Raw genomic sequence first — 15,594 nt, 5'->3', positions numbered from 1 at the left:
GGAAACTCGATCTTGACGGGAACAAGCGCCGTTTCGCCTATCTTTGTAGGTTCATCCAAAGGCAAGATAAAAGCTCTAGCCTCATAAAGCGGTTCAGTTCCAAAAGCGTTAGTGAACGCTAAAAGCGTCAAAAACAAGGCTGTAAGCCAGCCGCTAAGCAAACGGTTGTGTATTTTCTCAGCTGAAATCCTTGCAAAGATGCGATTTCGCGCAACCGTAGCAGACTTAAGCTAAACGTTAGCGTTTGACCGACCATTGTTCGCCCATTTAACGATTTTTGCCCCGTCGTAGAATACGGATCGCTAATCGTAAATATCCTTACGGCATAAAAATAGCGCGGTTATACGCCTTTTCAATCTCTTTTACTCGTTCGGCGTTTTGCCAAAGCGTTAATATTCTGTTATCGTCTTTACATACAAATCCCGCTAAAGACGGCAAAGCGGGTCTCGTAAACCTATAAAAGACAAAACGATCGGCGCGACCGTTAATCGCGCCTTCAGATAAGATCGTTTTCGTTAAACATTAAAAACGCTCCAAAGACTTTTCTATAAACTCAAACTCGCGCGGATCGAAGGCGATCGCGGCGTGCGTGGTATTTTCCACGCGCTCGTATAGCGCTAGATTAGCTATCGCCTCTCTTAATCGCTTTGTTCGCCTATTCGGCACGACATAATCGCGCGCGACTTCCAAAATCGCAAACGGCGTTTGGTTGTTCTTGACGTAATCGACGCTTTCAAACGGGTTGCGTATAAATAGGTGAGCCAGTAAAAAGCCAAAGCGCCACTTAGCGATCGCGCGAACGGAATCAAACGGCGTGATCAAAATCGCGCCGTTTAATTTGCGCTCGCTTGAGAGATAGCAGGCTACGCCGCTACCTAAACTGCGCCCGAACGCTACGACGCGATCATAATTAGGCGCCAAAGCGTCGTAGAGTTTCAGCGCGTCGGCAAATATCGCCTTTTGCGAAGGCTCGCCGCCGCTTGCGCCGTAACCGCGATAATTTAGCGCCGCTATATCGATCGAGGCGAGCGGCGAAGCGCCGTCTAATTTGGCGAGTTCGGCGGGGATATACCAGACGTTATCGGAGTTGCCGTCAAACCACAACAGCAGGGTTTTAGCGCCGCGCTTGATATAAAAGCCCTCCTGAATATCGAGCTTAAAGGCGATCGCCTCGTCTTTTGGAAAATCCTTGAGGCGCGAAAAACCGCTAAGAAAGATTAGCTTTTCTTCTAAAACGATCAGCGAGAGCACAGCGAGCATATAGCAGGCGGCGACGCAAACAAACGCGACGAGGATACTCACGCGGCAAAGCGCCCGCGCGGCGATAGCTCCGCGCCGTTTGGCGCTAGCCGCGTAGCGCCGGTTTGTTTCACCCGATCGCCTCTAGCACGGTCCCTAGGCTTTGGTTCGCGTCGATAACGCGATCGGCGTTGGACTCATAGACAGCTTCGCGTTGCAAGAATCGATCGCGCAGAGTTTCTATCGAGGCGGCGAGCGGGCGCTTTTCGCGTTCGGCTTCGCCCTTTAGCCGCTTCGCGATCGTTTCAAAATCGCACTTGAGATAGATAATTTCGCCGATAGCGCGTAGATTCCCGCACGAAACGATCATGCCGCCGCCGGTGGAGATTACGGCGGAGCTTACCGAGCGAGCGAGCCACGCGGCGAGATCGCGCTCGTATGCGCGAAAGAGCGCTTCGCCCCCGTTTGCGAAAATATCGGCGATTTTCATATTTGTCGCGCTCTCGATCAGCGCGTCGGCGTCCAGAAAATAGCGCGCGGTTTTTTGCGCTAGTATCCGTCCTACGGAGCTTTTGCCGCTACCCATAAAGCCGATGAGAACTAAATTGTTCAATGAAGCCCCAACAGATAGCCTTCGGAAACTCTTTCAATCGCGTAAGGATAATAGCTTTCAAGCGTAACGGTTACGCGGTAAAAGGTTTCGTGAAAGCTAAGCTCTATTTGCGTGAAATATCCGTCCGTGAGTTTTACCGAGATCGGCTCTAGCGGCACGGAGCTATTAAAATCCAGCGCGACGCGGCTTGGACGCGGCAGAAAGAAACTGCGCAGCAGTTGATCTTGCGTTTGAAACTTCATCGCGTCGCGCGCCGTAAAGAACCGAATGCGACCTATATCCTCCAAATCTTCGATAGGCAGAAAAGCGCCCGTTTGGCGCGGCAGTTTTTCGGCGTTTGGCTGATCGATTCTGAGGGGCGCGCGCGAATCGATCGACTTGTCGATCTTGCGATTGATCGTAGAGAGCGATCCGTCGTTTTCCTGATGGGTTATCTGTATCTCTTTTAGCGCTCTAGAGCTTGGCGGAAGCGAGATCGACTCTTGCTCGAATTGGCGGGGCGGGAACGAACCCGTGTCGTTGCGATCCTCCGAGCGCTCGATAGGCTCGAAAGGGTTGATCCGCGCGAAAACTAACATGCAGAAAAAGGCGAATACGCCGACTTTTTTCACAACCCCTCCTCGCCGCTGATTAGCTCCAGCTCATATAATTCGCGCCGCAACTTCGCGTTTTCGTCTTTAAGCGCCTCTACGCGCGCCTGCAAAGCCGCGTCCTCGTCGCGTAACTCTAATAGCCGCAAAAACGAATTGGCGCCATAAAGCAAATAATATGCGTATAGAGCCAACGCCGCGACAATGCCAACCCAGATAAGATGACGCGCCCTGATAATAGGGCGAGACCCTATTTCGCCTAGCAGTTCATCGCGAATGTCGCTCGTTTCCACGCGCGCTTATCGCCCGAAGGCTTTTTTGCCTAAGTATTCCGCCCCAGCGATCTCGCGTCCAATCTCCAATACGCGGTTGTATTTGGCGATCCGCTCGCTTCTGCTCATCGATCCCGTCTTGATCTGACCCGCATTGATCGCGACCGCTAGATCGGCGATAAAACTATCTTCGCTTTCGCCGCTTCTGTGGCTGACTACGGTTGTATAGCTGTTTCTGTGCGCCAAACGGATTGTCTGAAGCGTCTCGCTGACCGTGCCGATCTGATTTAATTTGATTAAAATCGAGTTCGCCACGCCCTTTTCGATCCCTTCGGCTAGGATTTTTTTGTTGGTGACAAAGAGATCGTCGCCCACCAATTGCGTCTTTTTGCCTAATCTTTCGGTGAGTTTTGCCCACCCGCTCCAATCGTCCTCCGCGAGTCCGTCCTCGATGCTTACGATCGGATATTTATCGACCAGCTTTTCTAAATAGCCGATCATCTCGTCGCTCGATAGGAGTTTGCCGCCCTCCGCGCCGAGTTTGTAGCCGCCCCTTTCGTAAAACTCGCTGGAGGCTACGTCCATGGCGATCGCGATCTGTTCGTCGGGTTTGTAGCCCGCCTTTTCAATCGCTTCCAGCAGAAGCGCGATCGGCTCTTCGTTGTCTTTGAGATTGGGCGCGAAACCGCCCTCGTCGCCAAGCGCCGTAACCTCTTTGCGATCGTGGAGTATCTTTTTTAGCGCGTGAAAAGTTTCGGCGCTCGCCCTTAACGCTTCGGCGAAATCGTCAAAGCCTACGGGCATAATCATATACTCCTGAAAATCGATGTTGTTGTCCGCGTGGCTGCCGCCGTTGATCACGTTTAGCATCGGAACGGGAAGCACGCTTGCGTTCGCGCCGCCCAGATAACGATACAGCGGGATTTTTTGACTAAGCGCCGCCGCGCGCGCCACCGCCATCGACACGCCCAGAACGGCGTTCGCGCCAAGCTTAGAGTAGTTTTCCGTCGCGTCTATATCTTTTAAGCGCGCGTCGATCTCCGCCTGATCAAACGGCGAGAGACCTATTAGCTCCTCGGCGATTATCGCATTTACGTTATCTACGGCTTTTAATACGCCTTTGCCGCCATATCTCTTTTTGTCGCCGTCGCGCAGCTCTAGCGCCTCGCGTTTGCCGGTGCTAGCGCCGCTTGGCACGATTGCGCTCGATCTGGAGCCGTCGCTAAGCGTTACGCTCGCTCGCGTCGTCGGGTTGCCGCGCGAATCTATTACCTCGTCCGCGCGAATATCGTCTATAAAAGTCATTTATTGCTCCTTTTTAGGTATCGGTTGAGATTTTACCCGTTGCCTAATAAAAATCCGCGCCGTTTAAGCAAAATTATCGTCGTTTAAAGCTCGTTAGTCGCGAAAGATTGCGACGCGGGTTTAATAGGCGCGGCGGCGGATATAGAAACGTCTAATCGGCGATCGCGGGCAAACGCGAAGCGGCGGCTATTAACTTCGCGTTCTATTATCGTCTCGTAAAAAGTTCGTTTCGCTAAAGACAAAAGCCGTTACGGGGGCGGGAATATCGCTTATTTAAAGCGCTTTTATCAAAACGCGGCGGGGCTTTCGACGCAACCCGTAGGCTCAAGCGACGTAAATATGTCGCGATCGATCGTATCGTCAAGTCCTAGTTGCCCGTAATAGTTCTGCCCGCTAACCCAAATCCTGCCTTCGCTATCAAGTAAAATCGAATGTTTTTCGCCCGCCGCCGCGCTTAATATCGTTTTGGCGCCAAGACTTTCTATCGCTGAAAAAGCGAGTCGATCGCGACGATCGCCTAGTCCGAGTTGACCGTCGTCGTTTAACCCCGTCGCGTAGGCTTTGCCTTCGCTATCGAGCGCCAGCGCGTGGCGATCGCCGGCGGCTATGTCCGTTATAAATACCCCCTTCAAACTTGAAATCCGCGTAAAACTCGCTTGAGCGATCGCGCCGCTTGCAAGCCCAAGCTGCCCGTATTCGTTGGAGCCTACAGCCCATATTTTGCCTTCGCTATCGAGCGCCAATGAAAAGTTTTCGCCCGCCGCGATTTTTACGATTGTTCTGGCGCTTAAACTTCTTACCAGCGTAAACGTAGCTCTATCTCGATCGCCTTCGCCAAGTTGCCCTTCGTCGTTAGCGCCGCTTGAGAATACGCCGCCTTTATCGTCGAGCGCCAAGCTGTGATAGGCGCCCGCCGCGATTTTTACGATTGTTTTGTCTTTTAAACTTGTCGCGATCGTAAAAACCGCGCTATCGTAAGCGTCGCCCATACCTAACTGTCCGCGGTTGTTGCGCCCGCTAACCCACACCCTGCCGTCGCTATCGAGCGCCAAGCTGTGATAGGCGCCCGCCGCTACCGAGGTAACGTTTTTGTCGCTTATATCCTTAACTTTCGTGAAAATTCGCCTATCTTCGGTTTTTTCAAATCCAAGTTGATTGTAGTCGTTATGACCGCTTACCCAAACGCCGCCTTCGCTATCAAGGGCGATCGCGTGCTGCTCTCCCGCCGCGATCGCGGTTATATTCGCGTCGCGAAGATAGGTTATCGCCGCGAACGAAACGCGATTATCCGCGTCGTTTAAGCCTAGTTGCCCGCGCTCGTTGTAGCCGCTCGCAAACATTTTGCCTTGATCGTCGATAACGATCGTATGCGAATCGCCGGCGGCGATCGACGTTATAACTTTGTCGCTTATATTCGGTTTTTGCGTGGCGGGGTCGCATATTTTTTTGAAGCCTCTGTCGTATAACGCCTCTAAGTCGATGGCGTCGGCGCGAAGCTCGACTTTGCCAAACGTATGATACGAAGCCGAACGTCCAATTTGTCCGTCGGCGCTCTGTCCGCTTAGCAAAACGTCGCCGTTAAAAGCGATTGCGAACGCGGCGTTAGAGCCGCTTGCTATAGCGACGATCGCCGCGTCGCCCGCGCTTGCGCGCGCGAACGAAAGGCGGTTATCCGCGATCGCGCCGCCGCTTGTCCAGATCGCTCCGTAGTTATCGAGCGCGATCGTTTGATTCGCGCCGGCGGCGATCGCCGCGAATTTTTGAGGCGACGAGTATTTTTCAAAAACGACGCGATCGATCGAGTCGCCTAAGCCTAGCTGCCCGTTTCGGTTTAAGCCGCTTGTCCAGATCGCGCCGTAGCTATCGAGCGCGATCGCGTGATTTTCGCCGCAAGCGATCGCGACGATTTTATTTCCGCCCGCGTTAGCCGGTTTAAATCCGCTTTCTATCGTTCCTACGCCGCCGTAACCAAGCCCAAGCTGTCCGTAACTATTGGAGCCGCTTACCCAGATCGCGCCCTCGCTATCGAGCGCTACGGAGTGGTAGCGTCCGGCGGCGATCGCGACGATTTTTTTGCCGCTTAACGACGAAACTTTTACAAATGCGTTTTTAGCGTCCGTATCGTCGATACCTAACTGCCCTAACGAGTTCGCGCCCGCCGCCCAAACGCCGCCCTCGCTATCGAGTGCGATCGTATGCTGTTTTCCCGAAGCGATCGCCGTTACGCGAACGCCGCTTAAACTTTCGATTTTCTCAAAAACGTTTCTATCGGTAAAATCGCCCGCGCCAAGCTGTCCAAAGTCGTTGCGCCCGCTTGAGAACGCGCCGCCCGTATCGTCGATCGCGAAGGTTTGATCGTATCCGGCGGCTATATCTACGATTGTTTTATCCGTTAGGCTTCCGACTAACTTGAAAGCGCTAAGCGAATTAGATTGCGTTTTGACGGTAAAATCGCCCGCGCCAAGCTGTCCAAAGTCGTTATTTCCGCTTGTCCAAACTTTGCCGTCTATATCTAGCGCGATCGCGTGCCGCTCGCCAAGCGCGAGCTTCGCCACGGAACCGATCGTCTTGTTTTCAGCGTCGATTTCCGTTTGAGAGCCGGTTTTCGGCTCGTCGATCGCGGTTAAATTATCCTCTTTTGCTTCAACGCTTACGTTTAGATCGGCGTTTGTAGCGCCTATTTTTTCGATTTTAGCCGCGCAGCCAATCGCAATGAACGAAAGCAAAAATAATCCAAAAAGCAAGCGCGCTTTTTTCATAAAAACTCCTCTATAAAACTGCGCGATCATAGCGTATTTAGGCGTTTTGTTTTGCGAAAAATCGCGGCGGTTTTGCAAAGACGAAGTTTGCGTTTTTTATAAATCGCTTGTTCCGACCGCATACGGCGATCGCGCCTCGCGCGATCCGCGAAAAAGCGTCGGCGCGAACCGTTTGCGAGGGAGCTGAATCGGTTGTCGCGCCTAGCGCTTTTATCAGGCTTTGGTTTGATTTGCCGCGTTTTTTTGCGCTTCGATCTCTTTTGCGATCTGAATCGCCGCCAAAAGCGCTAGGTGATAGCCAAACGGACCAAAACCCGAAATCACCCCGGCCGCTACCGGAGAGACAAACGAGTTTTTTCTAAACTCCTCGCGCCTAGCTATGTTGGTTATATGCACCTCCACCACCGGAATCGACACGGCGCTGATCGCGTCGCGTATCGCTATCGAAGTGTGGGTATACGCGGCGGGGTTTAGCACGATCGCGTCGCTCTCGCCGTAACACTCCTGAATGCGATCGACAATCTCGCCCTCTAGGTTGCTCTGATAAAACTCTATCTGCGCGCCGTTTTGCTCGGCTACTTTTCGCATCTCGTTGTGTAGCGAGTCCATCGTCATAGCGCCGTATAGCGATCGCTCGCGAACGCCGAGCGTGTTGATATTTGGTCCTTGAATTACCGTAATTTTCATCTGCCGCCTTTGGAATTTGATGCGCAATTATAGGAATCAAACGTTAAAACGCCGCAAACCTAGCGGGCGGTTTCGCGCTTTTAGGGCGCAAACGCCGCTTGGATAAACGATCCAAAGAAGCCGCTTGCGTCTATTCGAACGCGGCGAGATCGCGCAAAACCGCCGCGCGCGTCGCGGCTAAACGCTTATCAAGAACGTCTCCGCGCTTTCATATTGCCGCAAATATTGATTTCGCCGCCCGTCGCGTTTACGGCGCTCGCGCGGCGCTTTTGCTTGGCGGTTTTATACCGTCGCGATCCGTTCGCCAAATCGTATTTTTTGATTAGCTTCAATCGTAAAACGCGCCGCGTCTTTTTCGGCGATCAGGACTATCGTCGATCCCATCTCAAAGTAGCCCAACAGATCGCCGCGTTTAACTTCGCCGTCTAGCTTAAACGATTTAATAAGCCTAGCTCCGACGTTGGTCTGAAAGGCGGGCATACGTTCAAAACGTATTTTGCCCACGTTTAACGCGCCGACAAATACTAAAATCCATCGTTTATTATTACTGTCCGTCCCTTCTAATACGGCGCGTTCGTTTTCGCAAAAAAGATTCGATTTTCGGCGCAAAAAGGGGGTATTAACGGGCAGAAGCGCGCCCGGAATATGCGTCAAATAGTTAAGCGTCAGCAAGAGGGGGGCGTGGTAGCGATGATAATCGCGCGGCGAGAGATAAAAATTCGCGTAATAACCGCCGTCAAAACTTTGTAATCTCTCTTTTTCTATATGCGGCAGTAGAGAAAAAATAGAGTATGGCATTCCCTTTATTTGAAAAAGCGTATTTGTCTCGATCGCGCCGCTTTGCGTAATAAAGCTATCGCACGGCGCGATCACAGCCGTTTGATCGTCTGTAAGCGTTCGCGTAATTTTTAGCTCGCGGGTAAAGAGCGCGCTAAGCGTCGGATAAGCCGAAGGCGGATCAAACTCGCTCATATCTAAGCGTAAAGTTTTGACGTATAAAGCGTTAATAATCTTTTGCGCTAGTTTAGGGTGCGCTTTGGCGGCGAAGCGACCGAATATATACGAAACGGCGCTTGAAATATATTTATGACGCATAACTCTCTTTTTTCTCCTCTAGTTTGAAATAGGTTTCGACTTTTGATTCTAAAGAGGCTTTAAGCGCCTCTAACGCCTGACTCTGCTCCGCGAGCGCCGACGCGGAATAAACGCCGTCAAACATCGCGTTTTCCCTCTCTTTAATTTGCTTTTCTAGCCGATCGATTTCATTCGGCAGCGTTTCATATAATCGCTGTTCGTTATACGAAAACTTGCGTTGCGATCGCGCCGCTTCGCGCTTTGGCGCGGTTTTATCCGTAGCGCTCGCGGCGGCGTCAAGCTCGTTAAAATAGCTCTCTTTATCGAGATAATCGCCGTATCCGCACAACTCCTCGCTAATTGCTTGATCGTCTTTTATAACCCATAACTTTGAAGCAATCTTATCAATAAAATAGCGATCGTGGCTAACGAATACCAGCGCGCCTTTATAGCTTTGCAGATACTCCTCTAATACGTTTATCGTAGGAATATCCAGATCGTTTGTGGGTTCGTCTAAAACAATGCAGTCGTAACGCTTAGAAAAAAGTAAGGCAAGCGCCACGCGGTTCTTTTCGCCGCCGCTTAGCGAACCGATCTTTTTATCGAGAAACTCCTTTGGAAAAAGCCAATTTTTCATATATCCATAAACGTGAACGTTAGCGCCGAACGCCAAGATATGATCGCCGCCGTTTGGACAGAAGGTCTCTAGCAAATTTTTATTGTCGTCCAACATCGATCTGTCCTGATCGAAGTAGCCGATAGACTCGTAACCGATTTTTATAGCGCCGCTAAGCGGCTTTATGCGTCCAAGCAGCGTCAAAAGTAGCGTAGTTTTACCGCTTCCATTCTTGCCCGCCACGGCGATCTTATCCTCTTGCAAAATACGCGCGGAAAAAGGTTTGATAAGCGTTTTTTGATCTATGCCGATCGATAGATTTTCTATTTCAAACAGCGCTTTTCTGCGGTTTGTTCCATCGTCGCGGTTAAACGCTTTATATTCGCGTTCAAGCTCAAGTTTTATCTTGCGAATGATCGAGGGGTTTTTTTTCGCCTCCTCTTTCATCTGTTTAATTTTTTCCACGCGCCCCATATTACGCTTTAGCCTCGCTTTTACGCCGCGATTTAGCCACTCTTGTTCGTCTCTTAGCCGCTTGATAAGCGTTTCGTGGCTTTTTTTCATCGACTCTAGCGCCGCCGCTTTTTGCTCTAAATAGCGATTGTAACCGCCGTTAAACGATCGTATCCGCCCGTCCTCAATCTCGATTGTCCGCGTGGCGATCCGCTCTATAAAGTAGCGATCGTGAGAGATAATTAAGAACGCGCTTTTGCTTTCTAGTATCAGCTCCTCTAAAAACTTAACCATATAAACGTCTAAATGGTTTGTCGGCTCGTCTAATAGCGCAATATCCGGTTTTTTCAGCATTATGACGCTTAGCGCGACGCGCCGTTTTTCGCCGCCGCTTAACGTCGCTATTTTTTTATTCTCCAACGCTTTAAGATTGAAATGGATTATTACGCGCTCAATCTGATCGCTAAGATTCCACGCGTTTAAGAAGTCAAGCCGCGATCCTAGCGCGGCAAGGCGGCTTGTCAGCGTTTTATCGTCGCTTGCGCGCTCTAGCTCTTTAGTTAATTTCGCGTATTCCTCTTTGATCGCGACGATATGCGTCAGCGAGTTTTCAATCGTCTCTTTGACGCTTAGGTCTTCGTTTAGAACGGGATTTTGCTCCAGCGTTTCTATCGCGATATTATTCCGCGTCATTCGTTCGCCGCTATCGGCTTGCAAAACGCCGCCCGCGATTTTCGCCAACGTCGTTTTTCCGCTTCCGTTTCGCCCGACGATCGCGATGCGCTCAAGCGCCTCGATCGCAAAATCAACGCCGTCTAAAATTATTCGCGCGTCGTATTGTTTGCGGACGGATTTCAGGTCGATTAGCGCCATCGCTCTCCTTTTTGCGCGTTATTCTATCAATTGGTAGCCGCGCGCGCCAAAAATTCGCCGCGCAATCTTTCGTCTGTTAAGATTTACGATTATTTTTACGAACCGCTCGGAGGTTTTTTTGGAATTTGTTCTGGCGATCCTTTACGTCGCTTATCTCTCTTTGGATACCGTTTTGACGGCGGCGCAGATCGCCTTTGTCAAGCAAGCGCGCGGCGCCAAGCCGGCGTTGCTGCCGGTCGCGGATTGGCAAAAAGCCGCCGATTACGAGGTCGCCTGCCTGCGTTTTTCGATTGGCTCGAATATCTTCTCGACGCTTATTTTGGCGCTCTGGTTTCTCGCGGGGTTTAGCGCCCTCGATCAAGCGATCGCGATAGACTCCGCGACGGCGAAGGCGGCGGCGTTTGTCGCGTCGTTTTTAGCGATCGGCGCGATCTTGAATCTGCCGCTGGAGTATTACAAGACCTTTGCGATCGACGAGAAGTTCGGATTCAACCGATCGACAAAAAAGCTCTTTTTTATCGACTTCGTTAAAGGTTTGGTTATGCTGATCGTCGTCGCCTCGATACTCTCTTGCGCGTTCGCGTTTATCGCGCGCTCGTTCGCGCCGCCGCTAAATTTTAGCGGCGTTTTCTACGCGTTTGCCGCCGCGATAACGTTTATAATACTCGTCAATCTCCTGTTTCCATATATCGCGCGGATATTCAATAAATTCGAGCCGATCGACGACACGCCGCTTGGCGCGAAAATCAAAGAGCTGCTCGCGCGGGCGGGTTTTGGCGCGAATGGCGTTTTCAGAATCGATGCCAGCAAACGCGACGCGAGGCTAAACGCCTATTTCGCTGGGATTGGCAAGACAAAGCGCGTCGCGCTGTATGATACGTTGATTGAAAAGTTAAGCGAAAGCGAGATTTTAGCGGTTTTGGGACACGAGTTAGGACACTTCAAACACAAAGACATTTGGAAACGCCTGTGCGCGATCGGCGTTGAAATATGGGTTATCTGCCTGTTTTTCTACGCGCTGCTTGACTTTGATCTCTACTCGGCGCTAAATCTGCCGCAAGGAGCGCATATCGCTATGGCTTTATGCGTTGTTTTTGCCGCGCCGATCGATTTTTTCTTTCAGCCGCTTATCAACGCGATTAGCCGCCGCGCCGAGTTTGCCGCCGACGCTTACGGCGCGGCGCTTACCGATAAAACCGATCTAAAAAACGCGCTTGTTAAACTCGCGGTCGAAAACAGAGCTTTTCCTAGAAAACTTCCGATCTACGCGCTGTGGCGCGAAACGCACCCGGGCGTTCTAACGCGAATCGAAAGGCTTACAAATGGATAGAGAGATCGTAGAGTGGATCGCTTTAGGCGCGCTTGGCTTGATGGGATTTATCGCGTTATGGGCGGCGATCGAGCGCGTTTTGTTCTACCGATTTGTCAAAGTCGGCGATTTTGTCAGCCGATCGCGCCTTGAAATCGAGCTGCAAAAACGGCTGACGATTATCGCGGTGATCGCCTCTAACGCTCCGTATGTGGGGTTGCTTGGCACGGTGTTTGGCATTATGATCGCTTTTATCGACATCGCGAACAACATATCGAATATGGACGCCGCGTCGCTAATGACGGGTCTGGCGCTGGCGCTTAAAGCTACGGCGGCGGGTTTACTTGTGGCGATCCCGTCGTCGATCGCCTATAATCTGTTGCTTGGCAAAGCCGAAACGCTGATCGCCGAGTGGGACGACAAGAATGCGATCAAAACGAATTGATCCGATCGCCTTTTGCGCAAGAAGGCGGCGGCGATGAGATTAAAACGGATCGACTCGATAAACGTTTTGCCCTTTATCGACGTTATGCTTGTGCTACTCGCAATCGTGCTAACGACGGCTACTTTTATCTCGCAAGGCGCGATCAAAGTGGCGCTGCCCGAAGCCAAAACGACGCAGGCGCAATCCCCCGCTCAAGGACAAAAGCGCGTAGAGATCGCGATCGACGAAAACGGCGATTTTTTTCTCGATAAAGAGCCGCTTAATTTTTACGCGCTGTTAATGCGGCTAGATAGTATGGATCGCGCCGATATGATTATTGTCCGCGCCGATAAAGAAAGTCGTTTCTCGCAGTTTATAAAACTAATGGACGCGCTAAAAGAGCGCAAACTAGAAAACGTCTCGATCGCTACGATAAAAAGCGAATAACCCCTATCTGACTTTTTTAGAGCGCTAACGCAGAGTTTCAATACGCGCGCGCAAGGAGCGCGGCTAGATTGGAATAAAAAAACGATGTGACAAGGACGGTTTCAATGCGCGCGGCTATCCATTTATTTTTTTTGACTAGGAACTTGTTCCAATTCCTTAGAGCTTTCCCGCGCGGAGTTTGTAATGGCGTAAGACGCGTAAAGCGGAATTAAAACTCGTCTAACGGGAATAAAGCGATATTCGCCGCTTAGAACGGCTTTTCAACTTTTCAAGCCTATTGTCGGACATTCCGTCAACCCCCGTCGTTGTCGCGCCCGTATTGCTATAGATATTGGCGTAAGCCTGTTTCCATAGCGTAAGATTTAATCCGCTTACTTGCAATCGTCAATTTCCATCACAGAAATCGCGTCGAGCAATATGAAAGCTCAGTTGCTATATACGTAGCGACTAGACGGGGCGTTTAGCCTTTGCCCATCATTCTGATAAAATAGGTCAACACCTTAACGTCTAGTTCCGCCAACATTTTATCTTTCATTAAAGTTAGCGCTTCAAAAGTGGAGAGAGCGGGCTTATAGCTTCGTTTGGTGGTCAGCGCGTCGAAAATATCGCATACGGCGACGATGCGAGCGTATAAACTTAGATTATCGCCCTTAATACCGTCTGGATAGCCCGATCCGTTCATCTTTTCGTGATGATGCCGAACGCTAGTTAGGATAATCTCGTCGTTCTCAAATTGATCTTTTAATATCTCATAGCCATAAACGGGGTGTCTTTTCATTTCGGTAAACTCTTCGTCGGTAAGCCGCCCCGGTTTATTTACAATGTCTATATCCACCTTCGCTTTGCCAAGATCGTGCATAATGCCGCCCGCTCCAAGCAGCTCTATCTCTTTAGGCGACAAGCCGATCTCTTTGCCAAGCCCCGCCGAATAAACGCAGACGTTAACGCAATGCGTATATGTGTAGTAGTCGTAAGAGCTAACCTTTATCAGAGAAGCGATTGTGATTTGATTGCTTATAACGCCGTTTAACATCGCGCCCACGCTGTTTTTGGCTTCGTGTATTTTTTCCGGAGTTATTTCGCTATCGAACAGATCGTTAATAATTTTACTTGTCGTGTCGTAAACGGCGCGGCTTTTTGCGTTTACGGACAAGGTCGGGTCGTCTAAAATCCGCGCTATTTCGGTTCCGTCCGATCGGGCGTGTTCCGACGCGTAGCGCGAATCCTTAAAAGTATGGATAATCGCTGCGTCTTTTGATACCTCTTTAATTTCTATCTGTTCCACGTTTTTACCTTGCCGCTTTCATAATGATACGCTTTACTCCCACGTTGGCGCTTGATCCAACTCTGGTCTGCCGCGCAATACTTCGTATGGTTTGAAACGCGCTTTATACGACAGGCTGGCGTTGCCATGCACGCAATATCCTAGATACAGCCGTTTCGCGCCGCGTTCTTTCGCGAACGCCAACTGTCGCAAGATCGAATACGTGCCTAAAGATAGAGAACGCATTTCAGGCTCGTAATAGCAATAAACCGCCGAAACTCCTACAGGCAATATGTCCGTTAAAGCGACGCAAACCAACCGATCTAGATAATAGTAAGAAAACTCGTATCCGTAGTTTTCGGAACACTCTACAAACGAAGAGCGGTAGTCCATTGGATCCGTAGATTCCGGCTCCCAGCCGCGCGTCGCGGATCGCTCTTTGTGGTAGCGCTCGTAAAGGCTTAGTCGCTCGTCGGTAACGCGAGGGCGCTCAATTTTCATACTAAGCGCCGTTTCGCCCTTACTCAAAACTCGCCTAAACGATCCGCTCCACTCAAAGCGGTTTGGATCTATCCTGATACTCTTACACTCGTCGCAGGCGGCGCATACGGGGCGGAAAAACAGATGACCGAACCGCCGCCAACCTCGAAGTAGCAACTTGGCGAACATAGCGCCATCCACCCCGCCGATGCAGTATTCGGTGGCGCTAGTCCAATTGGGCAAATACGGACAAGGCTTGCCGCGCAACACAAAAGTATGACCTAAAAATTCCCGCAACACCTTAAAGACCTTAAAGCGCTACTATAGTTAAACTTAGATAAAATTCACGCAAAATAATGCGCGGGGATGTCGATGGAAGATTATTATTTGTGGATAAAAGTTGTTCATATTGTAGCCATGATTTCGTGGTTTGCGGGTATGTTTTATCTGCCGCGCCTATTTGTTTATCACGCCGAGAACCGCGACAATAAAGAGTTCGCGCGTATAGTCAAAATCCAAGAGCGCAAGTTGTGGAAATATATCTCTCTACCCGCCTTCTGGACGACGCTTGTCGCGGGATTAAGCATGATCGCCGTTAGACCGGAGCTGCTGCAAAGCGGGGGTTGGTTGCATGCGAAGCTAACGCTCGTGGCGGCGTTGATCGGCTGGTTTTTCTACGCGGGACATTTGCGTAAGCGGCTTGAAAACGATACCTGTAATAAGAGCGGCGCGTTTTTTCGCGTTTTTAACGAAGTCCCCACGCTCTTTTTGATAGCAATCGTTATATTGACGATCATAAAGCCGTTTTAGCCTCATAGGTTTGGAGTAACTAACGCGCGGTAAAAACCGCTTTTGTAGCGGCGCGCGCTTTTGAAAAGAAAAAGCCCGCGAAATTAGCCTTAACGCGGGTTCGTTTAAAAAAGTAACGTTTTGCTCGCCGTTTTGGTTAAATCTTCGGTAATCAGCGCGCCGATAACAGGCGAGCGTAGCGTATGAAAAACGACGCTTATCAAGGAGATTTTGCTAAACGCGGCGATCATAAACGACGAAAACGCGAAAAAAGAATCGTATTTAAACCTTTAAATCATATTTAAGCCTTTAAATCGTAGAGTTGCGCGTTTCATTTAACGTCGATTCGGAGACAAACTTGAACCGCGCTCTCTCGTCATACAACGCTAAGTTATCTAAC

General features: G+C 50.5%; 15 protein-coding genes. 4 read left to right on the top strand and 11 right to left on the bottom strand.

Going from position 1 to position 15,594, the window contains the following annotated elements:
• Positions 1-522: 522 nt before the first annotated feature.
• The 9 genes from LBF86_05410 to LBF86_05370 form a co-directional block, all read right to left on the bottom strand.
• Positions 523-1,302: a lysophospholipase gene (locus LBF86_05410; protein ID MDR0664942.1), complete on the bottom strand. Its 780-nt coding sequence runs from the start codon at positions 1,300-1,302 to the stop codon at positions 523-525.
• Positions 1,303-1,369: 67 nt separating this feature from the next.
• Positions 1,370-1,852: a shikimate kinase gene (locus LBF86_05405; GenBank protein ID MDR0664941.1), complete on the bottom strand. Its 483-nt coding sequence runs from the start codon at positions 1,850-1,852 to the stop codon at positions 1,370-1,372.
• Positions 1,849-2,463, bottom strand: a complete 615-nt coding sequence (locus LBF86_05400; GenBank protein ID MDR0664940.1) for an AMIN domain-containing protein — start codon at positions 2,461-2,463, stop codon at positions 1,849-1,851. The genes LBF86_05405 and LBF86_05400 overlap by 4 nt, the downstream gene beginning before the upstream one ends.
• Positions 2,460-2,735: a hypothetical protein gene (locus LBF86_05395; GenBank protein MDR0664939.1), complete on the bottom strand. Its 276-nt coding sequence runs from the start codon at positions 2,733-2,735 to the stop codon at positions 2,460-2,462. The genes LBF86_05400 and LBF86_05395 overlap by 4 nt, the downstream gene beginning before the upstream one ends.
• Positions 2,736-2,741: 6 nt before the next feature.
• Positions 2,742-4,019 (bottom strand): phosphopyruvate hydratase, encoded by a 1,278-nt coding sequence (eno, locus tag LBF86_05390; protein MDR0664938.1) that lies wholly within the window; start codon positions 4,017-4,019, stop codon positions 2,742-2,744.
• Between the two features lie 287 nt (positions 4,020-4,306).
• On the bottom strand, positions 4,307-6,778 hold the full coding sequence (locus LBF86_05385) for a hypothetical protein (GenBank protein MDR0664937.1): 2,472 nt from the start codon (positions 6,776-6,778) through the stop codon (positions 4,307-4,309).
• 213 nt (positions 6,779-6,991) lie between these two features.
• Entirely contained in the window at positions 6,992-7,465 is a 474-nt protein-coding gene (gene aroQ, locus LBF86_05380) for a type II 3-dehydroquinate dehydratase (GenBank protein ID MDR0664936.1), read from the bottom strand.
• Positions 7,466-7,747: 282 nt separating this feature from the next.
• Positions 7,748-8,560, bottom strand: a complete 813-nt coding sequence (locus LBF86_05375) for a phosphatidylserine decarboxylase (protein ID MDR0664935.1) — start codon at positions 8,558-8,560, stop codon at positions 7,748-7,750.
• A complete protein-coding gene (locus tag LBF86_05370) occupies positions 8,550-10,481 on the bottom strand; it encodes an ABC-F family ATP-binding cassette domain-containing protein (protein MDR0664934.1) in 1,932 nt (643 codons plus the stop codon). The genes LBF86_05375 and LBF86_05370 overlap by 11 nt, the downstream gene beginning before the upstream one ends.
• A gap of 118 nt (positions 10,482-10,599) precedes the next feature.
• Between LBF86_05370 and LBF86_05365 the strand changes: the two genes are divergently transcribed.
• Genes LBF86_05365 through LBF86_05355 form a run of 3 tightly spaced genes read left to right on the top strand, consistent with a single transcriptional unit; the run spans position 10,600 to position 12,661 of the window.
• Positions 10,600-11,811, top strand: a complete 1,212-nt coding sequence (locus LBF86_05365; GenBank protein ID MDR0664933.1) for a M48 family metallopeptidase — start codon at positions 10,600-10,602, stop codon at positions 11,809-11,811.
• On the top strand, positions 11,804-12,235 hold the full coding sequence (exbB, locus tag LBF86_05360; GenBank protein MDR0664932.1) for a TonB-system energizer ExbB: 432 nt from the start codon (positions 11,804-11,806) through the stop codon (positions 12,233-12,235). The genes LBF86_05365 and exbB overlap by 8 nt, the downstream gene beginning before the upstream one ends.
• A 33-nt stretch (positions 12,236-12,268) precedes the next feature.
• Positions 12,269-12,661: a biopolymer transporter ExbD gene (locus LBF86_05355; GenBank protein ID MDR0664931.1), complete on the top strand. Its 393-nt coding sequence runs from the start codon at positions 12,269-12,271 to the stop codon at positions 12,659-12,661.
• A gap of 460 nt (positions 12,662-13,121) precedes the next feature.
• Here the strand turns inward: LBF86_05355 and LBF86_05350 are convergent, their stop codons facing one another.
• Complete coding sequence (locus tag LBF86_05350) at positions 13,122-13,946, bottom strand: HD-GYP domain-containing protein (GenBank protein MDR0664930.1); 825 nt, start codon at positions 13,944-13,946, stop codon at positions 13,122-13,124.
• 33 nt (positions 13,947-13,979) lie between these two features.
• On the bottom strand, positions 13,980-14,705 hold the full coding sequence (locus tag LBF86_05345) for an arginyltransferase (GenBank protein ID MDR0664929.1): 726 nt from the start codon (positions 14,703-14,705) through the stop codon (positions 13,980-13,982).
• Positions 14,706-14,777: 72 nt separating this feature from the next.
• On the opposite strand from LBF86_05345, the gene hemJ reads away from it, so the two are divergent.
• Entirely contained in the window at positions 14,778-15,215 is a 438-nt protein-coding gene (gene hemJ / locus LBF86_05340) for a protoporphyrinogen oxidase HemJ (GenBank protein ID MDR0664928.1), read from the top strand.
• Positions 15,216-15,594: the final 379 nt, after the last annotated feature.

Source organism: Helicobacteraceae bacterium, from assembly GCA_031258155.1.
Classification (GTDB): Bacteria; Campylobacterota; Campylobacteria; order Campylobacterales; family SZUA-545; genus JAIRNH01.
This window is presented reverse-complemented; position numbering and strand designations above follow the sequence as displayed.